Source organism: Siminovitchia sediminis (assembly GCF_042680885.1).
Taxonomy (GTDB): domain Bacteria; phylum Bacillota; class Bacilli; order Bacillales; family Bacillaceae_C; genus Siminovitchia; species Siminovitchia sediminis.
Genome location: NZ_JBHUEO010000015.1, coordinates 25654 through 47728, shown reverse-complemented (window position 1 = coordinate 47728; position 22075 = coordinate 25654). Strand labels below are relative to the sequence as shown.

The following is a 22075-nucleotide window of genomic DNA, read 5'->3' as shown; positions in this document are numbered from 1 at the left end:
TGCGAAAATCGGATTCAAAGCGCGAAACTGAGGTTCAAAATGCGAACTCCGGGTTCAAAGTGCGAAAATCGGATTCAAAGTGCGAAATCGTGATTCAAAGTGCGAAACCCGATTTCAAAGCGCGAAACTGAGGTTCAAAGTGCGAAAATCGGATTCAAAGTGCGAAACAGAGGTTCAAAGCGCGAAACCCAATTTCAAAGTGCGAATTCCGATTTCAAAGCGCGAAACCCGATTTCAAAGCGCGAAACAGAGGTTCAAAGTGCGAAAATCGGATTCAAAGCGCGAAACTGAGGTTCAAAATGCGAACTCCGGGTTCAAAGTGCGAAAATCGGATTCAAAGTGCGAAATCGTGATTCAAAGTGCGAAACCCGATTTCAAAGCGCGAATTCCGATTTCAAAGCGCGAAACTGAGGTTCAAAGTGCGAAAATCGGATTCAAAGTGCGAAACAGAGGTTCAAAGTGCAAACTCCAATTTTAGAGCTCAAATTTGGTTTGAAAGACGGAATCCCTGTCTCAGAAATGAACTAGTATCATGTAGTCACTGTTAAGACCAGGTCCCTGGTAAACCCAGGTCCCTGGTAAACCCGTTGTCCATCTTGGCGAAACTAAAGTACGGGACTTTTTTTACTTGGCTATGGCTGCTCCCCAGGGGGAATTAAATGAAGGAGATAGAGATATGGAAAAACTAAATATGACGTTACTCATATTATTGGCCAATCTTTTTATTGCCTTTTTAGGCATTGGCCTGGTGATTCCGGTGATGCCGACGATCATGAATGAGCTGAATTTATCGGGATCCGTAGTTGGTAATCTGGTGGCAGCTTTTGCCATTATTCAGCTGGTTACATCTCCTGTAGCCGGCCGTTGGGCCGATAAATACGGCCGGAAACGAATGATCGTCATCGGGCTGTTTATTTTCAGTTTATCTGAGTTATTGTTTGGGCTGGGCCAGTCGGTGGAAGTCCTGTTTATTTCCCGCTTTCTTGGCGGATTCAGCGCAGCTTTTATTATGCCGGCCGTCACAGCCTATATTGCTGATATTACCACAAAGGAAACTCGGCCCAAAGCGCTCGGATACATGTCGGCAGCTATATCCACTGGCTTTATCATCGGCCCTGGATTTGGTGGATTTTTAGCAGAGTTAGGGACTCGCGTTCCATTTTTTACTGCTGCTGTTTTGGCTCTCATCGCTGCGCTCATATCCATCATTACCCTTCGCGAGCCGGTACGCAATAAGGCGGAAGCAGCTTTGAACCAAAAAGCAGGAATCAAGAGAATTTTTGTACCTATGTACTTTTTTGCATTTATGATCATTTTTATCACCGCTTTCGCCCTGGCGGCATTCGAATCGTTCTTCTCCCTGTATGTTGATCATAAATTTGCCTTTACTCCCAAAGATATTGCCATTGTCATTACAGGTGGCGCCATAATCGGGGCAGTTGCCCAAGTTGTATTGTTTGATTGGCTTACAAAAAAATGGGGGGAAATCGGACTCATTCGTTATTGCTTACTTTTATCGGTTGTGCTTGTGTTTCTCATGACCACTGTACATACGTATGTGTACATTCTACTGGTCACCTTTATCATTTTTGTCGGATTCGACTTGATCCGGCCGGCGGTCACATCTTATTTATCCAAAATAGCAGGCGATGAGCAGGGATTTGTGGGCGGCATGAACTCCATGTTTACGAGCATCGGCAATGTACTCGGACCGATCATCGGCGGAATTCTGTTTGATATGAATCTGGATTATCCCTTTTATTTCTCCTCCATTTTCTTGTTGGCCGGAGTTGCACTTTCACTGGCTTGGAAAAAGCCTGCAGATCTGTGATGAAAAAGTTGGAGCGCGCCGTGCCCTCAAAGGGCGCAGGCGCGCTCCCAACTCTCTTATAAAGCTCCCAACTCTCTTATAAAGCTCCCAACTCTCTTATAAAGCTCCCAACTCTCTTATAAAGCTCCCAACTCTCTTATAAAGCTCCCAACTCTCTTATAAAGCTCCCAACCAACGGTCCAACCGCCCAATTCTCATTTAAAAACGCTGCCTTCCTAGGCTTTGGGGTTTCAGGCCGGGATGGACGCCCGTATCAATCGGCTCACGCACTTTTCTTCGGACGGTCCATTTTCTTTTTATACATATTTGAAAAAGCAATGATCATTGGCACCATAACGATCGTGGGCAGGAACCAAATGATGAGGCTCACGGACTCAATGTTCAGCAATCGGGGAGCGCCGAATACGGTAAAAGCAGTTACCGTGGCGATGCAACAGGACAGCATGCCGACAATGTGCTCCACAATCCAATGGGATGTTGTTTTCGGTATTTTTAGCCAATAGATCAACTGGGAACCACCAAGGAATATGGCCAGAATCGGAAAGTATTGCAAAAGCGGAAAATCAATGAACCACCCGTATACAGAAATGCCCACGCCCATTATAAGAAGGAGGCCAGGAAACAGCAGGTCCGCGAATTGTCTGTGAACTGCCTTTCTCCGCTTATATCGCAAGACGCGAATTCCATACCAGGCTGTGGCACTGCTCAAAACGGCTATTAACAGCAGAAACCAGGAAAAAGGAATGGCATCGGGGTCTGGACCGGCATCCCATGTCAGCCGATAGATGCCCATGAAAAAAGCACTTACCGATACACTTCCCATTGCCCATACATACACCCATCCGACCTTTCGATGCGGCCGCCCTCCTTTTTTTACTGCGATTGGTACCCAGAATATGCACAGGGCCAAAAAACCGCTGACGATATGAAGCCAGCGCATTCCATCAAATAATATTTCCAATATCCCAACCTCCTGCTATCATCTTTTTTTCTATATATACGGACATAGGGCTCATCAGTTCCACAAAAAAGAGCCCTGCTCCAAAAAAAAGCGAGGCTCCCATATATAAAGATCCTATAAAATTATGAAATGAGCTCATATTGGTTAAGGATATGATCTAATTTTTGACTTACCTCAACAGTTTTTTTGCTGGATAATCCCTTGGTCATTCCGGTCATAATCATTTCTCTTCTTAAGGCGTTAATCTCTTTCTGCAATGTTTGCTTTGTCTTATAGAGGGTTGATTTCTCCATAGCGGCTGCTCCTTTGTCAAAGGTATTTTTTGAAAAGATTATTCAGAATCCAAACGGGACGTGTTTCCGGTATTTGGATATATTTAGATTATACCACATATTGTGTCAACTTAAACTTTTTTATACAACATGTAGATATTATCGTATTTTTACATAATGTTGTTTATTGGAGAAAATTTTTTTGTAAAAAGCGGAAGGATGTCGATTGATACGGGAAAAGGTGATTTTTTATATAAAATCATGTCGATTTGCCTATTTTTAAAAATATCGTCGAATTTTGTCAAAAAGTTTTTTGGGAAATGATCAAACAAATTTTTTCTTCTGTCAACATGGTCATAAATTTCTCTTAATACCAAGTGTAGTGCACGGTGGTAATTAGCACTCCAATGTCTTTCTGGATCACTCGTCTGCTTGGAACCTATTCAGAAATACGAACAAATAAGCATTCCATCTATCTCTATAAAATAATATTTTTAAAAAACGTTTGACAAGGAAAAATCCGCGTGCTAGACTGCTAATAACGATTTGGAAAAACCAATTTAATACAATTCTTATCAAGAGTGGTGGAAGGAACTGGCCTGATGAAACCCGGCAGCCTTAAGCATAAGCTTAAAAGGTGCTAAATCCAGCTGAGCTGATAGCTCGGAAAGATAAGAGGAATATACGACAAACCTCTCATCTTTCGTGAGAGTTTTTTTGCTTTAAAAAATTAAATAATGATTTCTTATCCAGAGTGGCGGAGGGACTGGCCCGATGATGCCCGGCAACCATTAAGCTCAATACAGGCTTAATAAGGTGCTAATTCCTGCAGGAGGCAACTCCTGAAAGATAAGAAGAGAATGGACTTTAAAAACAGGCTCTCTTCTTATGAAGAGGGCTTTTTTATTTATCAGAATGGGGGAAATGAACATGACAACAGCAACAAAAAATGCATCATATGACTTGGAAACATTGGCATTACACGGAGGGCAGGCTCCAGATCCGACTACCGGATCAAGAGCGGTTCCGATCTACCAGACAACTTCTTTTGTTTTTCATGATACAGAGCATGCTGAACGGCTATTTGCTTTAGATGAACCAGGAAACATTTATTCCCGTATCGGAAATCCGACAGTGGATGTATTTGAAAAGAGGATGGCCTTACTCGAAGATGGCGTAGCGGCAGTCGCCACTTCCTCCGGAATGTCAGCCATCACTTTATCCATACTTAGTCTGGCAAGCGCCGGCGATGAGATTGTTGCGGGTGCAAATCTTTACGGAGGTACATACAACTTATTCGCTGTCACCCTTCCGCGCTATGGAATCAACGTAAAATTCGTGGATCCAACCAACCCGGAAAACTTCAAAGCCGCTATTACGGATAAAACAAAAGCCGTTTATGGTGAAATCATCGGAAATCCAGGCTTGCAAGTACTTGACGTTGAAGCTGTTGCAGATATTGCTCATGAGGCAGGTGTTCCGCTCATTATTGATAATACTTTTGCAACACCGCATGTGTGCAAACCGATCCAACTCGGAGCCGATATTGTCGTCCACTCCGCAACAAAGTGGATCGGAGGGCACGGAACATCCATCGGAGGCGTCATCATCGACGGAGGCCGCTTTAACTGGAATACTGAAAAGTTTCCTGAGTTTACAGAGCCAGATCCGAGCTATAACGGGATTCGGTACGCAGTGGACTTCGGAACATTGGCGTTCATCACAAAGGTACGTGTTCAATTGCTTCGTGATTTCGGAGCAGCCTTGAGCCCGCAAAATGCGTTTCAATTGATACAAGGGCTGGAAACTTTGCACTTACGCGTAGAGCGCCATAACGAAAATGCGGTTAAGCTTGCGGAATATCTGGAAAATCACCCGGCGGTGGAATGGGTCAACTACCCAGGGCTTGAAAGTCACCTATCTCATCATTTGGCGAAAAAGATCTTCAACAATGGTTTTGGATCGATCATCGTTTTTGGCATCAAAGGCGGTAAAGAGGCCGGGAAAAAATTGATCAACAACATTTCATTGTGGTCACATGTGGCAAATGTCGGAGATGCGAAATCGCTGATCATTCACCCGGCATCTACAACACACCAACAGCTCACCAAAGAGCAATTGGAAGAAGCAGGCGTAACGGAGTCGCTTGTCCGTTTGTCAGTTGGAATCGAATCTCTCCGCGATATTCAAAACGATCTCGACCAGGCATTGGCAAAAGCAACTGGTATTGCTGCTCAAGAAGAGCAACCTCTTGTAATTAATGATGAAGGTGTGATCCGTTGGGCTTTGAACTCTGCAACGGAACGAGTGGTGGAGAATGGAGAGGAAGTCAGCCGCCAAAAAACACTGGCCATTGTAGGATTAAGTGGAAAAGAAGCAAGACCGAGCTACCGTTTGGCCCGCAAAATGCAGCGTCTTGGCTATAAAATCATCCCCGTAAACCCAAGGGAAACAGAGATATTGGGTGAGAAAGTATACCCGGATTTAAAAAGCATCCCATTCCCGGTCGACGTTGTTCAAGTATTCAGGAGTCCGGAAGCTGCCATCGGGGTCGCAAAAGAGGCAGTAGAAATAAATCCGAAAGTTTTCTGGCTCCAGGAAGGTGTCATCTCTCCGGAGGCAGCAGAAATAGCAAGAAACGCTGGAATCCCAGTCGTCCACAATAGATGCACATATAAAGAAGCACAAAGATTACGCGGTACGATCTCAACATATGCGTGTGAAATTTAAGTTACCGAGTGAAGGAGAAAAGCACCTATGAAAAAATTCACATTTATTTTAACATTTAGCATTCTAGGCTTAGTTACATTGATTATTTCAGGATGCTCTTCGAATGCCAATTCAGAAGAAGGAACACCCGAAAAAATTCGGATGGATTATGCTTACTATTCACCGACAAGCCTGGTATTAAAAAAGTTCGGCTTCTTGGAAGAGGAGTTTAAAGAGGACGGCATCGAGATTGAATGGACTTTAAGCCAGGGCAGCAACAAAGCCCTGGAGTTCCTGAACAGTAACAGTGTTGATTTTGGATCAGCTGCAGGCGCAGCTACATTGATGTCAAAGGCGAATGGAGCACCAATCAAAAACGTGTATATCGCCCACAAGCCAGAATGGACAGCACTTGTGACAAGCAAGGATTCCGATATTCAATCGGTAAAAGACTTAAAAGGTAAAAAAGTCGCAGCAACATTGGGTACAGATCCTTATATTTTCCTGCTTCGTTCATTAGACAAGGAAGGGTTGTCCGTTGATGAGGTTGAGATTGTCAACCTGCCGCATGGAGACGGAGCGACTTCACTGACAAACGGATCAGTCGATGCGTGGGCTGGACTCGATCCTCATATGGCCCGTCTGGAAATTGAAACGGGAGCTGAACTGTTCTATCGTAATGCTGAATTCAATACGTATGGATTCTTGAATGTAAGGGAAGATTTTGCTGAAAAATATCCTGAATATGTAGAACGTGTAATCAAAGCTTACGAGAAAGCTAGGGAGTGGGTTCTTGAAAATCCGGAAGAAGCAGTAAAACTACTGGCTGAAGAAGCAAGTATTCCGGAAGATGTGGCGCGTATCCAACTGGAACGTAATGAATTCTTGGAACCTGTACCAGGAGATGTCCAGACCGAAGCACTCATCGAAGCAGGGAAAATTTTACAAGAGAGTGAAACAATTAGTTCAGAGGCCAATGTTGAGGAATTAACATCAGATCTTATTGATCCGTCATTTGCAAAAAAAGCAATTGATGGTGAATAAACTCGGTAGGAGCGAAGTGAAATGGCAAAGCATGAAGGGGAGTTAGCACCTGTACTCGTTAATAGAAAATCGGCAGAAAAGAAAAAAGCACAGATGAAAAAATCACAATTACAGCCAATCTTTCTTGGAAGTATATTGCCAATCATTCTAATTGTGTCTTGGGAAGGTTTAAGCCGTCTGGGAGTTTTTCCGTCGTATCAACTCCCGGCACCTTCTGCAATTTTAGCAACGATTCAAAAGATGGCGCAGGACGGGACTCTCTGGGGACACATCGGTATTACAACTTATCGTGTATTTGCTGGATTTGTGATTGGAACCGTGACGGCGGTGATTTTAGGTTCTTTGGTCGGCTTTTATAAAAAAGCGGAATACCTGTTTGATCCGTTAATTCAGGCTTTCCGCTCCATACCTTCATTGGCGTGGGTGCCCTTGTTTATACTCTGGATGGGAATAGGAGAACCTTCCAAAGTCACCATGATTGCGGTTGGTGTATTTTTTCCGGTGTATTTAAATATTGCCAGCGGCATTGCTGGAGTTGACCGTAAATTGATCGAAGTGGGAAAAATGTATGGCTTAAATACATTTCAGCTTGTAAGAAGAGTCATTTTGCCTGCTTCCTTGCCATCTTTCCTTGTCGGATTGCGAAGCGGCCTCGGATTGGGCTGGATGTTTGTTGTCGCCTCGGAATTGATGGGTGCCAGTCAGGGATTGGGATATTTGCTTGTACTGGGACAAAACACACTTTCTCCAGAGACAATTATCGCAAGTATTATCCTCTTTGCTATTATTGGAAAATTGTCCGACTGGATTTTGAAAGTCATTGAAAAACGCGCACTCCATTGGCAAGACCGGCTTGTTAAGTCGTAACTCGGAGGGGTAAAAGATGGGTTTGGAATTAAGAAATGTCAGTCGGACATTTGCTGGAAAAACAGCTGTAAGGAATGTCACCTTGTCTGCAAAGCAGGGTGAGATTATCGGAATACTAGGTACGAGTGGCTGCGGAAAAAGTACTTTATTAAGGGCGATTTCCGGGCTCGACAATGAGTATGACGGAGAAATATCAATTAATGGCAATACCTCAAAAGATGTTCATGATACGACCGGTTTTATTTTTCAGGAACCTAGACTATTTCCGTGGATCAACGTATTGGAAAATGTCACTTTTGGGTTGAAAGGGAAAAAGGAAGAAAAGTACCTTCTTGGAAAACGGTATTTGGAAAGTGTCGGCTTGGGAGGTTGTGATGAACTGTATCCGAGGGAGTTATCGGGAGGGATGGCACAGCGTGTTGCCATCGCCCGGGCTTTGGTTACATCCCCCGAGATTCTTTTACTGGATGAACCTTTCAGTGCGTTAGATGCCTTTACGAAAATGCAGCTACAAGACCTGCTGATTGATATTTGGAAAGAGCATCAGACGACGATGGTATTGGTTACACATGATATTGATGAAGCCACATACTTATGTGACCGAATTGTAATCCTCCGAGGCCAGCCAGGTGAAATTGCTAAAGAATTGACCATTCCGGAAAAGCGGCCAAGGTCAAGAGGGAGCAAACTGTTGGCAGACCTTAAAGCAGAAATTTTGGAAAGCCTTGATTTAAATAAAGTGGAAAAGGCTACTTTTTCATCGTAACGGGAGGGAAGGCTGATGGGAGTTTTAGAAAAAGAAATACTTGCACCGGTTTCGGGAACTTATAATCTTGAAAACTACGAGGCAATACGAGAGACATTTTCATGGGATGATGCTGCGAAGGGTCTGAGCTTTGAAAAGACCGGAAAGATCAATGCTGCCTATGAAACCATTGACCGTCATGTTGATGAAGGCTACGGAGATAAAATCGCTTTACACTATGTAGATGGCGATGAGAGACGCATACTTACTTTTAAAGAAGTAAAAGAAAAAACGGATCTTTACGCCAGGGTATTAAGGGACAACGGAGTGCGAAAAGGGGACAGGGTATTTGTATTCCTTCCGAAAACACCGGAATGCTATATTTCCATTTTGGCAATTATTAAAATTGGCGCCATTGCCGGTCCTCTGTTTGAAGCATTTATGGAAGAGGCAGTCAAAGACCGGATCAATGACTGTAAGGGAACGGTTTTGATTACAGACAAAGAAATGGTCAAACGGGTGCCGCAAAGCGAAATCCAATCCCTTCATACGATTTTGGATGTCGAAAATATCGAAAATACAGTATACGAAGAAACAGCAGCTGATCCGGTGGAATGGGTGGATCTTGAGGACGGCATGCTGATCCATTATACGAGCGGATCCACTGGCAAGCCCAAAGGGGTGCTCCATGCCCATCGTGCGGTGATCCACCATTATGTTTCGGGCAAGTGGGTGCTTGACGTAAAAGATGATGATGTTTATTGGTGTACGTCCCACCCCGGATGGGTGACGGGCAGCGTGTACGGTCTGTTTGCACCTTGGCTGAACCGGGCTACGATCGTGATTCAAGGCGGCCGCTTTAAAGCAGAAAACTGGTACCGGTTGATTGCCGAATTGAAAGTGACTATCTGGTACAGCGCACCCACTGCCTTTCGGATGCTGCTTTCCCAAGGTGACATTCTCAAAAACTATGATCTTTCCTCGTTACGCCATGTGTTAAGTGTCGGCGAGCCTTTGAACCCTGAAGTGATTTATTGGGCATGGGAACAGTTGGGTGTCCGCATTCATGATACATGGTGGATGACGGAGACGGGCGGGCATTTAATCGTTAATCTGCCGGCTGAAAAGATCAAACCGGGATCCATGGGACGTCCTTTCCCTGGAATCACAGTCGGTATTTTGGATGAAAAGGGGAAGGAACTGCCGCGAGGTTCGGTAGGTCAACTGGCAGTACGGACGCCATGGCCGGGATTGATGAAGGAAATCTGGGGAAATCAAGATCGATTTGACGCTTATTTCAAATATGAAGGATGGTACGTTTCTGGTGACCTGGCTTATCAGGATGAAGAAGACTATGTGTTTTTCCAAAGCCGAGATGACGATATGATCAACTCTGCCGGGGAACGGATCGGGCCATTTGAAGTAGAAAGCAAATTAATCGAACATCCAGCTGTAGCGGAAGCGGGGGTCATCGGCAAACCGGACCCCATTCGCGGAGAATTGGTAAAAGCATTTATTACGCTGAGGCCCGGGTTTACGGAGTCCAAGGAACTGTTGGAAGAAATTCGTGTTTTTGTCCGCAACAATTTAGCAGCACACGTTGCCCCCAGGGAAATTGAAGTCTTGGAAGAACTGCCTAAAACAGTCATCAGCGGAAAAATTTTGCGCAGGGAATTAAAAGAAATGGAGATTCTTAGAACAAAGAAGTCTAATTGATTCTTAATATGGAGGAGATTGGATGACAGTTTCAACATTTACTCAAAGTCGAGTTGGCGGAATACACGCCATTCCGGAACTTGCACCTCAGTGGAAAAAGTTAAATTTCGCGGAAATATTAAAAAGGTCAGCTGCTTTTGTTTCGATTAGCCAAAACAAATGTCTATATGAGAGTGATGGTGCCCTTGGACATGAAAATCACCGTGAGCGGGGGAGCTTGCCGGCAACAATTAAAACGGTGAAAGCGGCAAGGAAAGCAAGTAACTTTGTTTCGTTCAATTGGATTGGCTACAATATTTATCGCGGAAATGAGCCGCAAAATATTTTTGACAAGGTCCAATACGAAACCTGGGTGGAAGGATTGGAAGTTACTGAAGAGAAAATTAAATGGGACAATGAATTGGTGGATGAACTGCAGGAATTGGTAGAACCGGGTGATCTGCAATTTAGTGAATGTGCTTTGCAGACTGCCTTTATCGGTACACCCTTTCCACTGGAATTAGCCAAGAAAAGAGTGGAAGTGATCGTGTTTACTGGGGTTCATCTTGATTGGTGTATAGAAGGAAATGTTCGTTTGGCCCGTGACCACGGTTATCTGCCAATCGTGATCGGCGATGCGACAGGGTGCGAAAAGCCTGAACAGGAAGCGGCAGCCATGGAACGTATCAATCAAATTTTCGCACCTGTCATCTCTTCTGATGACTTTGTAAAATATTTGGAGCAACCGATTTTGAGAGGGGACAGTTAAGAATGTTTGAAGTTAAAACGTACTCCGGGAATAAACAGGAAGATTACCAGCTGTTGCTGAAGCAATTAAAAGCCCTGCTGGATGGGGAGGCCGATGAAACAGCATTGTTGGCCAATGCATCCGCACTGTTAAACCAGTTTTTAGATCAGGTCAATTGGGTCGGCTTTTATGTATGGAAAAACGATGAGCTCGTACTTGGCCCATTCCAGGGGCTGCCGGCCTGTACACGAATTGCTTATGGAAAAGGCGTATGCGGCACGGCTGTGAAAGAACGGAAAACTCAGCGAGTGGCCGATGTTCATCAGTTTCACGGGCATATAGCCTGTGATGCGGCAAGCCAGTCTGAAATTGTCATTCCTATTGTCGTCAATGGAGACATTTACGGGGTGCTTGATATAGACAGTCCGATTACTGACCGTTTTGACGAAGTGGATCAAAAATATCTTGAGGAATACGTAACAATTATTGAAGAATGTTTAGTATAAACCTTCGATTACCAGGAGCTGACTAGACCACTAGAGGCGCTTTGTTTCATCTTTTTGGATGGAGAAAGGTGCCTCTTTTTATGAATGTGTAAGGGGGATTCAAGTACGACATTTCACCGTTTTTTACAACCCCTTCCATGTTTTTTAAAAAAGGACGTTTACAAAGGCGGAAGCCTATATAAGACATAACCAGAGGAAATGAAAATTGAGTGGATTGCGGCCGCACTGCATAATTAAAATAAAAGGAGCCGATCTTGACGGTGAAATGAATTGTGCTAGTGCTAGGCATCAATCACCGGGTTTATGGAGACATCCCGAAGATGAATCTGAGGTATATAAAGATCTTGACTATTGGGTTGAACTTGCAAAAACATTGGAGTAAGGGTGTTTTGACGGTCTGTTTATTGCGGATGTCATTGGCATTTATGGGGTGTATGGCGGCGACAAAGCAACAGCTCTCAGGGAAGGAACGCAGGTTCCGGTGAATGATCCGATGATGCTTGTTTCAGCAATGGCTCATGCAACAGAGCATTTGGGGTTCGGTATTACATGTTCTACAACATACGAGCATCCCTATACATTCACCCGCAGGATGCCAACGCTGGATCACTTGACAAAAGGCCGTATGGCTTGGAACATTGTCACCTCCTATTTGGAAAGCTGAACAAAAAATAAGGATATCAGGGGTAAATCCCAACATAGCGAGCGCTATGCGGTCGCAGATGAATATTTGGAAGTTTGTTATAAACTATGGAAATCAAGCTGGGAAGAAGACGCGGGAAGGTATCTATACAGAACCGGAGAAGGCTCATGAAGTTAATCACCGCGGGAAGTATTTTCATGTTCCGGGTATCCATTTAAGTGAGCCGTCTCCGCAAAGGACCCCAGTTCTCTATCAGTCTGGAGGGTCATCTACAGGTATGAAATTTGCAGCAAAACATACAGAATGCACATTGATCTTAGCACCCGCCAAAGGTCCGGTTGCCTCATATGTCAAAAAACTGAGGGACCTCCTTCAAGAAGAAGGAAGGGATCCGAAGAGTGTGAAGATATTTGCTCTGATGACGCCGTTTGTTGGCCGAACGGAAGAAGAAGCCTGGAGTAAATATGAGGAGCTTTCAAGCTATGTCAGCTATGAAGGGGCTTTGGCTTTATTAAGCGGTTGGACAGGGGTGGATTATTCCAAATACCATCCCGATGATGAAATAGACTACATAGAAACAAATGCCGTTAAATCCAAATTGAAGATCCTCACGATGTCAAAGCCTGACACGAAGTGGACGCTTCGTAAGATTGCTAATTTTGTAGGAGTAGGCGGGATGGGGCCTGTCGCTGTGGGTACACCCGAACAAATTGCAAATACAATGGAAGAATGGATAGATGAAACGGATATAGACGGTTTTTAACTTGGCATAAGCCGTGTCGCCGGGGACATGTAAGGATTTTGTTGAACTTGTTACCCCTGAGCTGCAAAAGCGCGGACTGTTAAAGAAAAAGTGCACTGATGGAACATTTCGGGAGAAGTTATTTGGCATAGGAAACGCCCGTTGCCGGAAGACCACCCAGGGGCGGAGCATCGCAACGTACTTTTAAGCTTGTAAAAAAGTTTGTATTTTTGTACGGGGTCTCTGCTTCCTCGTGATTTCTGTATAAGTAAATGTAGAAAAACCCCGGCCATTCTTTCCCGAGGGCTTTGCGCATGTGGAGTTGCTCATTTATCAGGGAAAGAACTTTCATCTGCAATCATTGACTCCGCAATGGCTAAAGGATTATATTGTTTTCTATATATATATCTATAAATATTATTATAGGAAGGTGTTCCTCATGTCTTTGGAAAGCGTAAAAGCTCATTTTGAACAATGGAACCGGCAGGACGATATCATGGAATTTGAAACCTCCAGCGCTACTGTACAAGAGGCAGCAGACACCATCGGTGTCATACCTGCCCGGATTGCCAAAACACTGTCATTCCGTGGAGAAGGAGATCAGGCCATCCTTGTGGTGGCTGCAGGAGATGCGAAAATTGACAACAAAAAGTTTCGCCATCTATTTAACTTCAAAGCTCGCATGCTTTCACCGGATGAGGTATTGGAACAGACGGGACATGAGATCGGCGGTGTTTGCCCGTTCGGTCTGGCCAATGATTTAAAAGTGTATGTGGATATTTCGCTAAAACGCTTTGATACGGTATTTCCTGCATGCGGAAGTACCAATTCCGCAATTGAACTTACTTGTGACGAACTGTATGAATATTCTTCCGCCACCACTTGGGTTGATGTCTGCAAAGGGTGGGAAGAAGAGAAGCCGGAACCCGTTCTCAGCAGCGAAAAGGGGTTGTGAGCTTGTAAAAAGGGACTTTAAGGACAGTCCCTTTTTATTTTATATCCGAGCACTCTGCGTATGGTTCCCCATCAGCCGGATACCTGTGGAATTGTACAATAGAGCCGGCAAACAACACAGGGTCGTCGGAATATCTGTCCCTGAAAGATTGCAAACGTGCACATGAAAAACTTTCAGGCTGCCGGCAGTATTCCGAGCCCTTTTATGGCAGTCAACCAACAAAGATCTCCGTAGATTTATCCCTTAATAAGTGCTAAACGTTTGACAAGTGGACTTACCAATTGGAAGCAAATGCTGCCCATCTTTTTTGACTACTGTCAGAACACAGTCAATAGGCAACAAATTGAATTTTCCTACGTGGCTTGCTCCAATTCGGGTGACGCTTTGCTGTATAATAAAGTCATTCAGATGGATGTGGCCATTGTTCTTTGTTGATGAATCCATCGAGTTGATCTGTCTGAAAAAACATCGTCGGGAGATACACCGTTAACAAGCAATCTATCTCATTGGGAGCCGCCAGTTTGCACATGTTCGTTCCTTTGATGTCTTTTTCAGTTGTAAAACACTCTTTCCCGGATAAAGTGTGAGAAGGATTGCAATCATTTTTGTTTGTGGTAATTTTTTTGGTATTGGCGATAGGGATCGTTTTTTGTGTTACTCCTTATTAAGACGGAAAAACTGCCAAATTCAATACGTGTGAATGGAGGTGCCCACTTGCTGACAGTAGAAAATGTACATAAATCCTATGGAGACAAATTGTTGTTTAATGGCGTAAGTTGCATTGTTCGGGACCGGGAACGAATAGGCCTGATCGGCGTCAATGGTACGGGTAAATCGAGCCTTTTGAAGATCATTGCCGGGATAGAAAAGCCGGACACCGGAGAAGTGAAGCATGCCAAAGATTACCGGATTGAATATTTGGCTCAGGACCCGGAATTGGATCCTAAACTGACGGTTATTGAGCAAATTTATTACGGAGAAGCAGAAATTATGAGGGTGATGCGCGACTATGAACAGGTCCTTCAGAGGCTGGAGCGTGAGCCGGAAAATGCCAAGGTACAAGAGCATTTGTTCTCGCTCCAGCAGAAGATGGATGAACTGGAAGCGTGGGATGCAAGCAGCCAGGCTAAAACGGTGTTAACCAAACTGGGCATCCGTAACTTTGATCAGCAAGTGCAATTGCTGTCCGGCGGGCAGAAAAAGCGCGTTGCGATTGCCAAGGCGCTGATACAGCCAGCGGATTTGCTGATTTTGGACGAACCGACCAACCATCTTGATCATGAAACAGTGGAGTGGCTGGAAAAATATTTGACGGGCTTTCCGGGAGCTTTGCTGATTGTTACACATGACCGTTATTTTCTAAACCGGGTGACCAATCGGATCTGCGAGCTGGATCATGGCCAGCTTTATACGTATGAGGGAAATTATGAATATTACCTTGAAAAGAAAGCGGAGAGGGAAGCCGAGGAAAGAGCAAGCGAACAGAAGCATGTCAACACGCTTCGAAGGGAATTGGCGTGGCTACGGCGCGGTGCCCGGGCACGATCAACGAAACAGAAAGCGCGAAAAGAACGGATCGAACAGATGCAGGATCGTTCATTTCATACGAAGAAAGAGGAAGCAGCATTCCAGGTAGGTACGACGCGTCTGGGAAAAAAAGTCATGGAGCTGAAAGGGGTCGAAAAAAGTCTTGGCGGCAGACGGTTGATCCGCTCCTTTGATTATCTGCTGAAGCCGGGGGATAAAATCGGGATCGTCGGACCCAATGGTGCTGGGAAAACAACGCTGCTCAATTTGATGGCGAAGCGTATGAAGCCTGATGCAGGAGAAGTCGAAATGGGAGAAACGGTAAAAATTGGCTATTACGCTCAAGGGGACGAAGAACTCGACGGAGGCCGGCGCGTTATTGATTATATTAAAGAAACCTCTCATGTAATCCGGACGAAAAGCGGTGATACAATAACAGCGGAACAAATGCTGGAACGGTTTCTTTTTCCCCGGCCTTCCCAATGGACCTATATCCGAAAACTGTCCGGCGGCGAGAAGCGCAGGCTCTATTTACTGAAAGTCCTGATGACTGAGCCGAATGTACTGTTTTTGGATGAGCCGACGAATGATTTGGATACGCGAACGCTGGGAGTGTTGGAAGAGTATCTCGAACAATTCCCAGGAGTCGTCGTTGCTGTATCGCATGACCGCTATTTCCTTGACCGGGTCGTCGACCGGCTTTTAGTTTTTAAACACGGCGGTGCCATTACCGAGTTTTATGGGAACTACAGTGAATATCTGGATGATGCAGCTGAAGAGGCCAAGTTCAAGGCTGAAGTAAAGCCGGCAGCTGAGAAACCAAAGCCGGTCAAAAAGAAACAGGCCAGACTCAGCTATAAGGATCAAAAGGAATGGGAAAGCATTGAAGATGAAATAGCTGAACTGGAAGAGCGGATTGAAGCGCTTGAGGAACGTATAGCTGAGGCAGGAAGCGATTCTGAAAAAGTACAGGAGCTTTTTTTACAGCAGCAGGAGGCCGAAGCCGCTTTGGAGCAGAAAATGGAGCGGTGGGAAGAACTCTCGCTGATGATCGAGGAACTGGAAAGCTAAAAACTCGCCGCATATGGCGGGTTTTTTCATTTTGGGAGGGCGCCGGGGATGGCAGTCAAGTGCTCATAATCAGTGGGTGAATCCTGAGTGTTTTCGATCCCCAAGCATCCCAGATCTGGACCACCCGGGAACGTAAGCATGACATTCGTTCCCGAAGCATCCCAGATCCGGACCATACGGGAGTGAATTCGAGACATTCGTTCCCGTATGGGCAGTGCTTGAAATCATTTGGCAATGTATCCTGACTTTACGATTAACTATCGTGCAGGGCCGGGTCACACTTATCTGTGCAGGGCAGCCTTATTTATGGAAACATGTAGGTGAACAACAGACAAAGCTTCGCATAATACGCATGCTGGAACCCTTAGGCGCTGTACAATGGTGCCGCCAGTCCTCCTAATTTATACTGATGAGTTCCCTGCAAGGCAGCTGATTCAGGGAATCTGCTCTTGCTTAAAGCATAATCGAGAATGCAACCGGTTCACCACGTGAGGTGCAAAGGATTGGCTGAACCGTTGTTCATTTTAAAAACTTATGGTTGCCTCTGGATGTTCTCCTATGTCGAAACAGATTTTTTTATCTTGCTTTTAGAGGGCTGTACACTCCATACGACAGAAAAAATAGCTGCCAGCAGTCCAAGTGCCCCTGATAAATAGAAGGCACCGCCAATGCCCAGATAGTTGTTCAACAGGCCGCCAAAAAAAGGTACTGTAAACATTCCGATAGCATAGATCCCCTGATAGGCACCCATGGCTGTTGCTCTTTTTTCCTGCGGAATCATTTCAATAGCCATAGCCAGTAAAACAGGGTATAAAAGACCCAGCGAAAATCCGTTTAAACCTTGTAAAATCCACAGTAACAGTTTGGTTTTGACAAAAGGGGTCAGAACAGAAAAGACTGCTGCAGTACCAAATGCCAGCTGTAATGTTCTCCATTGGCCCAGCTTCGGGACAAAGACCTTTCCGCTTAATATAGTAGATATGGCGTGAGGCACCATAAATGCAATAACAATCTGGCTGATTTCATTTGCCTGAAATCCAATATTTACAGCATATGCAGGCGTAAAACCAAACATAGTCGTAAAGAGAATGCCGTGAGCGACAACAGACAGCAACGATACTTTCAGCAGGTGGGGTTCCCGGATAACCGCAGATAGATCTTTCCACCGGATGGGTTCTCCGACTCTGCTGTTTTTCGTTTCTTTTATTAAAAAGGCAAGCAGCAACCCAACGATACTGATCCACGCCCCGATCCAAAACGGGGCTTGCCATCCCCATTGATCAACCAAATAGCCGCTAACCCCCGTACCGGTAAATTGAGCCAATACAACAACAAGTGAAATGCTTCCCATGGCTTTTGTGATCTGCTGATCTGTAAAATAGGAAGCATACAGTACAGTAAACACAACCCAGGTGGAGGCAGCCAGTCCTGCCAGAGATCGTGCCGCCAGAATCCATCCCAAGTGGTCAGTCACAGCAAACAGGAGACAGCTCAGTGCGCTGAAGATCATTCCCGAAAGAATAAAAGGCCTTCTCATTTTCATCAAATCTGAAAAAATACCGATCGGCATCCTGCATAATAGCTGCATAATCCCATAACTTCCTAATACAAGTCCGGCATAAGTGTACGAGCCCCCTTTAAGTTCAATATAGGGAGCCAGCATGGGAACATAGATAAAGTGTGACACCCAGAAGATAAAAGAAACGAGCAAGAATAAGTATGGATTCAACACTTCAGATGATGGTTTCACCCGTTTCACCCCTTGTTTTAATCATGATGGAATGAAGCAGCCGGATTGGCCGCTTCACATTAGAAATTCATCTTTCAACTTATTTCTTTGTTCTTTTGCCTTATCCCCGCATTGATCCCTTTTCGCCAATCTCCTTGGGGGAATCGGCTGCTTGAACCGCGGTTTTTTTATCCGGCCGCCGCCGTGAAGATTGGACATCGTGGCTTCTCCCGAAACTCATTGACAGGAATAGGGGAGAAGTTCCTCTCTGCGTGCAATCGGTGCAGTTCTTTCATTTACCGTTATTTTTTTGTAAAAGCTTTGGGAGGACAGTAACGGCTTTATTTTTAGGTAAACGGCTTACTCATTCCATATGCATATCTTTTTTGGCCTGTTCAAAGAAAAGTTTACAAACCTCTTGGGAGCAGCTCCTGCATCCATATTGTCTCCACTGTGGACCAATTTCCCCGAAAGTCATTCTGCTCGCTATTCTAAGCTTGAAATGCCACATCTTTTGAAGGATCCGGCCGATCTTCATCTGGGGGCCATGCTGTTTATGTTGGCAAGCCTGTTCTGTGATCTGGGAGCAGACCGAATTATATAACAAGAATAAAGCGATTACACAACAATCCGTCGGGACTGTCATGTAATCCACTTTTAAACTTACAATCTATTTTAAAGTATATAAGACTGGAATACTATGAAAATAGAATTATTTTACTTATGAGTTATCGAGGTATTGTTTTAACGCACTTGTTTGCGGTTCCGTTCTTTTGAAGGATAGGGGCTTTATTTTGATGATCCCGGCCAATCCATATGGAAAGAAGTTCAATTGCAACCAACCGGCTCCTTTTACTGGACAGGTAAAAGCTGCCAGTCATGTACCGGTAAAATAGAGTCAATAGGACAGCATCAGGTACGAGAAGGCTGCTATGGCTTTACCGTTTAAGTATTTTTCCTTGTACCCCCAACCCTTTTACCTGCCTATTGAACAGCTTCGAATAACTGGGACCCGGCAGAATTTCCGTTTAAATTCATGTTGCTCAACAAGTTGCCAAAAAATATTTTTTACTGTACTCATGCAATCATGCCGAGAATATCCACCCGATTTTATTCCAATGACAATTACCGTCCGTTTGAATACGATAGTAGGAAACAAAAAAGGGGCGGTAAGACAGTGAAAAACGCGTACTTACAATGTTTGGCTTTATTCGGAGTGGGTGGCGCACATCCAGGCGGCCTGTCTCTTACACAAAAACTTTTGTTAAAGGAAAATCTGGACAGATCTTCCAAGGTGCTGGATGTCGGATGCGGAACGGGACAAACTTCGGCTTTTATATCACAAAAATATCAGTGTCATGTAACGGCCCTGGATTCCAGTAATCTCATGCTGGAGAAAGCAAAAACCCGGTTTCTATCCTTGGGTCTCCCGGTTGACATCAAACATGGCTATGCTGAATCATTGCCGTTTCATAAAGGAACATTTGATTTAATTTTATCGGAATCCGTCACTGCATTTACGGACATGGCAAAAACAGTTTCGGAATATAAGCGGGTATTAAAGCCGGGTGGAGTGCTGCTGGCCATTGAAATGGTACAGGATGGATCTATGACAGAAGGTCAAAAGAAGGAAATTCTCAATTTTTACGGTATCACACAGTTGCAGGGTGAAGAACAATGGTGTGAACTATTTAACGAGGCAGGCTTTAGTCAAATAGAAGTGGAAAAAGTGAGGCTTCATTCCTCGGAATTTCCTGAGCAATATACAAATGACTATTCACTTTCGAATCATATCGCACCTTCCTTTTACAAAATTTTTGAACAGCATCATTATTATTCAATGATCTACAAAAATAAGTTGGGCTGCAGAGTATTTCGGTGTACATCTTGATGGAATTCGGAGTTTCCCTGCGCTTTGGCTTAGCCATATTTTCTGCAACGGCTGTGAATACCGGTGAGCTTTCAGGATGAAGAAAATATAAAAGATTAATTAATTTTTCTTGTATTCTTAGCCTTTCACGATGATAATAAATATGAAGGAAGTTTTATGGTAAGGAGAAATGACCTGAATGGAAGAAGTGCTGGCGTTTTTTAGGAAAAAAGAGGTTAAACGGTTAATTATATTCGCGCTCATTGTATTAATTTTATATAGTCTGAGAAGCATGATCAATCTCATTTTACTAACCTTTATATTTTCATATTTAATGAACCGATTAGTAGAATTCACCGCAAGGCGGGTTCCCATTCCCAGACGGATCCTTGTGGTGTCTATGTATACGATTATTGTCGGTATCCTCACATATGGAATTGTGAAGTACTTTCCGATCTTGACAAAAGAAGTCAGTCAGCTGATTGTTCAGATTACTGCTTTTTATTCACAGCCACAAGAAAACCCTGTATTAAGTTTTATAGATACATTTATTTCGAGCAACCAAATTGCTGCTTATTTGGAAAATGGCCTTTCATTCCTTGTCAAGTCTTTTACCGATATCGGTAAAACGAGTGTCAATGTCATTATTGCACTAACACTGAGCTTGTTCTTCCTTTTGGAAAAACCTCGCCTTTTAGCATTTACTGCTCAATTTAAAGATAGCAAAGTAGCTCCTTTCTATTATGAGATTTCATTTTTTGGAAAGAAGTTCACTCGCACATTCGGCAAAGTGATTGAAGCGCAGTTTATCATCGCTCTTGTCAATACGTTTTTGACTATTACAGCTTTAGCCATCATGGGCTTTCCGCAATTATTTGTGCTTTCAATCATGGTGTTCTTTCTTGGGCTTATCCCCGTGGCAGGGGTCATCATATCCCTCATTCCGCTTTGCCTGATTGCCTTTACGATCGGCGGTTTGATCCAAGTGGTATATGTGATCCTTGTCATTACGGTCATTCATGCCGTTGAAGCATATTTACTAAATCCGAAACTCATGTCGGCCAAAACGGACTTGCCGGTGTTTTATACGTTTATCGTTTTGATTTTTTCACAAAACTTCTTTGGCGTATGGGGACTTATTATAGGAATTCCAGTATTCGTATTTCTGCTGGATGTATTGGATGTCACAAATAAAGATGATGCGCTTGATGCGCAGACGTAAAGAGCTGTCGCAGTGAAATTCAATCACTGCGCAGCTTTTTTTGTGGATGATCCAGCCTGTCCGAGACCATACAAACAATCCTCTGTTACATAAGGAAGACTCTTCGTTTGCCGTATACACTTGGATGCAAGCCAAAAGCTGATTCCATACGGAATCAGCTTATATTGAATGTTTTCACCTTTAACAGCTTATGGTTTTAATGCTTTTCTCCGTTTGATTTTACATTTCCGGGCGTTTTCAATGGTTCGGTAATGATATTGTCATGGACTTCAACCTGATAGGGTTTTCCATTATATACATATTTGAAAATACCGTTGTTGAAATCCGTGCCGAGCTCTTTGTAAAAAATTCCTTCATAGTGGATGTCTTTTGAACATGTAAAGCTGAGTACAAAATTCCCTTCCTCTTTTAAGAGAAAACAGCGTACTCCCGGTTCAAAAGCGGTATCCTCCTCTTCCTCGGTGTGCAATGAACGATCGAATGAAACAATATGGATATCGACAAATGACATGACTCTTAAAAGGACATTGACGAAAGAACCTTTTGTAATTTCTTCCCATCTGTTTTGAGCCGTTTGCCCAATAACGATTTGAGTAATATTGTATCTATGTGCGACTTCAGCAATGACTTTGGCGCTTGGGCGTTTTTCATCATCCATTAAAATGAAATCATCTGCACCCAGTTCTTCAGCCAGTTCTTCCCACCGATCGATATAGCCGGATTTTTCGGCATCAAACTCGTCATATGGAAGAGGATCGACTGTCAATATATAAAACGGGCAGTTCAGCATGTTCGCCATTTTAGCGCCCCTCTTGATCAACCGTTCCCCATTTGGACCGTAATATACACAAACGAGAATACTCTCATCCATACGCCCCTTTTTGTTTTTCATGACGATATTCACCTCTGCATTATGATGGCTATCAGTATGATCAACT

At 44.0% G+C, this 22075-nt stretch carries 20 protein-coding genes and 2 riboswitches; of the genes, 15 read left to right on the top strand and 5 right to left on the bottom strand.

The genetic code is table 11. The annotated features are described in order from the left end of the window. Positions 1-139: 139 nt before the first annotated feature. Positions 140-478, top strand: coding sequence for a hypothetical protein (locus ACFSCZ_RS07385; protein ID WP_380773201.1), 339 nt, complete (start codon positions 140-142; stop codon positions 476-478). 198 nt (positions 479-676) lie between these two features. After that, positions 677-1831, top strand: coding sequence for an MFS transporter (locus ACFSCZ_RS07380; RefSeq protein ID WP_380773200.1), 1155 nt, complete (start codon positions 677-679; stop codon positions 1829-1831). Positions 1832-2093: 262 nt separating this feature from the next. On the opposite strand, the gene ACFSCZ_RS07375 is transcribed toward ACFSCZ_RS07380, so the two are convergent. Both ACFSCZ_RS07375 and ACFSCZ_RS07370 read right to left on the bottom strand, forming a co-directional pair. Further along, entirely contained in the window at positions 2094-2792 is a 699-nt protein-coding gene (locus ACFSCZ_RS07375; RefSeq protein ID WP_380773198.1) for a DUF2306 domain-containing protein, read from the bottom strand. Between the two features lie 122 nt (positions 2793-2914). After that, the gene (locus ACFSCZ_RS07370) at positions 2915-3085 is read right to left on the bottom strand and encodes an aspartyl-phosphate phosphatase Spo0E family protein (RefSeq protein WP_380773197.1); all 171 of its coding nucleotides are present in this window, start codon (positions 3083-3085) and stop codon (positions 2915-2917) included. 548 nt (positions 3086-3633) lie between these two features. Next, a riboswitch (SAM riboswitch) is annotated at positions 3634-3742 on the top strand. Between the two features lie 64 nt (positions 3743-3806). Beyond that, positions 3807-3920, top strand: a riboswitch (SAM riboswitch). 74 nt (positions 3921-3994) lie between these two features. Here ACFSCZ_RS07370 and ACFSCZ_RS07365 point away from each other — a divergent pair. From ACFSCZ_RS07365 to ACFSCZ_RS07315, 11 genes are all read left to right on the top strand, one after another. Further along, positions 3995-5794 (top strand): PLP-dependent aspartate aminotransferase family protein, encoded by a 1800-nt coding sequence (locus tag ACFSCZ_RS07365; RefSeq protein ID WP_380773196.1) that lies wholly within the window; start codon positions 3995-3997, stop codon positions 5792-5794. A gap of 27 nt (positions 5795-5821) precedes the next feature. Beyond that, a complete protein-coding gene (locus ACFSCZ_RS07360) occupies positions 5822-6817 on the top strand; it encodes an aliphatic sulfonate ABC transporter substrate-binding protein (RefSeq protein WP_380773195.1) in 996 nt (331 codons plus the stop codon). A 21-nt stretch (positions 6818-6838) separates the two neighbouring features. After that, positions 6839-7684, top strand: coding sequence for an ABC transporter permease (locus ACFSCZ_RS07355; RefSeq protein ID WP_380773194.1), 846 nt, complete (start codon positions 6839-6841; stop codon positions 7682-7684). Between the two features lie 16 nt (positions 7685-7700). Continuing rightward, the gene (locus ACFSCZ_RS07350; RefSeq protein WP_380773193.1) at positions 7701-8450 is read left to right on the top strand and encodes an ABC transporter ATP-binding protein; all 750 of its coding nucleotides are present in this window, start codon (positions 7701-7703) and stop codon (positions 8448-8450) included. A gap of 15 nt (positions 8451-8465) precedes the next feature. Continuing rightward, positions 8466-10145, top strand: a complete 1680-nt coding sequence (gene acsA, locus ACFSCZ_RS07345; RefSeq protein WP_380773192.1) for an acetate--CoA ligase — start codon at positions 8466-8468, stop codon at positions 10143-10145. A 22-nt stretch (positions 10146-10167) separates the two neighbouring features. Continuing rightward, positions 10168-10893: a cysteine hydrolase family protein gene (locus tag ACFSCZ_RS07340; RefSeq protein ID WP_380773191.1), complete on the top strand. Its 726-nt coding sequence runs from the start codon at positions 10168-10170 to the stop codon at positions 10891-10893. Positions 10894-10895: 2 nt separating this feature from the next. Further along, positions 10896-11378: a GAF domain-containing protein gene (locus ACFSCZ_RS07335; protein ID WP_380773190.1), complete on the top strand. Its 483-nt coding sequence runs from the start codon at positions 10896-10898 to the stop codon at positions 11376-11378. A 430-nt stretch (positions 11379-11808) separates the two neighbouring features. Beyond that, complete coding sequence (locus ACFSCZ_RS07330) at positions 11809-12042, top strand: LLM class flavin-dependent oxidoreductase (protein WP_465270186.1); 234 nt, start codon at positions 11809-11811, stop codon at positions 12040-12042. Between the two features lie 46 nt (positions 12043-12088). Then, positions 12089-12784, top strand: a complete 696-nt coding sequence (locus ACFSCZ_RS07325) for an LLM class flavin-dependent oxidoreductase (protein WP_380773188.1) — start codon at positions 12089-12091, stop codon at positions 12782-12784. A 418-nt stretch (positions 12785-13202) separates the two neighbouring features. Further along, positions 13203-13718: a YbaK/EbsC family protein gene (locus tag ACFSCZ_RS07320; protein WP_380773187.1), complete on the top strand. Its 516-nt coding sequence runs from the start codon at positions 13203-13205 to the stop codon at positions 13716-13718. A gap of 714 nt (positions 13719-14432) precedes the next feature. Beyond that, positions 14433-16316 carry an ABC-F family ATP-binding cassette domain-containing protein gene (locus ACFSCZ_RS07315; protein ID WP_380773186.1) on the top strand — a complete coding sequence of 628 codons (1884 nt, stop codon included), beginning with the start codon at positions 14433-14435 and terminating at the stop codon, positions 16314-16316. Positions 16317-16872: 556 nt separating this feature from the next. On the opposite strand, the gene ACFSCZ_RS07310 is transcribed toward ACFSCZ_RS07315, so the two are convergent. Together ACFSCZ_RS07310 and ACFSCZ_RS07305 are read right to left on the bottom strand one after the other, a co-directional pair. Continuing rightward, entirely contained in the window at positions 16873-18066 is a 1194-nt protein-coding gene (locus ACFSCZ_RS07310; RefSeq protein WP_380773185.1) for an MFS transporter, read from the bottom strand. A gap of 54 nt (positions 18067-18120) precedes the next feature. Beyond that, on the bottom strand, positions 18121-18264 hold the full coding sequence (locus tag ACFSCZ_RS07305; protein ID WP_380773184.1) for a hypothetical protein: 144 nt from the start codon (positions 18262-18264) through the stop codon (positions 18121-18123). A 958-nt stretch (positions 18265-19222) separates the two neighbouring features. On the opposite strand from ACFSCZ_RS07305, the gene ACFSCZ_RS07300 reads away from it, so the two are divergent. Next, positions 19223-19936 carry a class I SAM-dependent methyltransferase gene (locus tag ACFSCZ_RS07300; RefSeq protein WP_380773183.1) on the top strand — a complete coding sequence of 238 codons (714 nt, stop codon included), beginning with the start codon at positions 19223-19225 and terminating at the stop codon, positions 19934-19936. Positions 19937-20114: 178 nt separating this feature from the next. Beyond that, entirely contained in the window at positions 20115-21137 is a 1023-nt protein-coding gene (locus tag ACFSCZ_RS07295) for an AI-2E family transporter (RefSeq protein ID WP_380773182.1), read from the top strand. 196 nt (positions 21138-21333) lie between these two features. Here the strand turns inward: ACFSCZ_RS07295 and ACFSCZ_RS07290 are convergent, their stop codons facing one another. After that, complete coding sequence (locus tag ACFSCZ_RS07290; RefSeq protein WP_380773181.1) at positions 21334-22029, bottom strand: adenine nucleotide alpha hydrolase family protein; 696 nt, start codon at positions 22027-22029, stop codon at positions 21334-21336. Between the last annotated feature and the right edge of the window lie 46 nt (positions 22030-22075).

Coding starts and splice junctions, on each gene's coding strand:
- ACFSCZ_RS07380 (WP_380773200.1), top strand. CDS start 677: ATGGAAAAACTAAATATGACGTTACTCATATTATTGGCCAATCTTTTT.
- ACFSCZ_RS07325 (WP_380773188.1), top strand. CDS start 12,089: ATGCGGTCGCAGATGAATATTTGGAAGTTTGTTATAAACTATGGAAAT.
- ACFSCZ_RS07350 (WP_380773193.1), top strand. CDS start 7,701: ATGGGTTTGGAATTAAGAAATGTCAGTCGGACATTTGCTGGAAAAACA.
- ACFSCZ_RS07355 (WP_380773194.1), top strand. CDS start 6,839: ATGGCAAAGCATGAAGGGGAGTTAGCACCTGTACTCGTTAATAGAAAA.
- ACFSCZ_RS07290 (WP_380773181.1), bottom strand. CDS start 22,029: ATGAAAAACAAAAAGGGGCGTATGGATGAGAGTATTCTCGTTTGTGTA.
- ACFSCZ_RS07295 (WP_380773182.1), top strand. CDS start 20,115: ATGGAAGAAGTGCTGGCGTTTTTTAGGAAAAAAGAGGTTAAACGGTTA.
- ACFSCZ_RS07365 (WP_380773196.1), top strand. CDS start 3,995: ATGACAACAGCAACAAAAAATGCATCATATGACTTGGAAACATTGGCA.
- ACFSCZ_RS07360 (WP_380773195.1), top strand. CDS start 5,822: ATGAAAAAATTCACATTTATTTTAACATTTAGCATTCTAGGCTTAGTT.
- acsA (WP_380773192.1), top strand. CDS start 8,466: ATGGGAGTTTTAGAAAAAGAAATACTTGCACCGGTTTCGGGAACTTAT.
- ACFSCZ_RS07305 (WP_380773184.1), bottom strand. CDS start 18,264: ATGTCCAATCTTCACGGCGGCGGCCGGATAAAAAAACCGCGGTTCAAG.
- ACFSCZ_RS07370 (WP_380773197.1), bottom strand. CDS start 3,085: ATGGAGAAATCAACCCTCTATAAGACAAAGCAAACATTGCAGAAAGAG.
- ACFSCZ_RS07340 (WP_380773191.1), top strand. CDS start 10,168: ATGACAGTTTCAACATTTACTCAAAGTCGAGTTGGCGGAATACACGCC.
- ACFSCZ_RS07320 (WP_380773187.1), top strand. CDS start 13,203: ATGTCTTTGGAAAGCGTAAAAGCTCATTTTGAACAATGGAACCGGCAG.
- ACFSCZ_RS07335 (WP_380773190.1), top strand. CDS start 10,896: ATGTTTGAAGTTAAAACGTACTCCGGGAATAAACAGGAAGATTACCAG.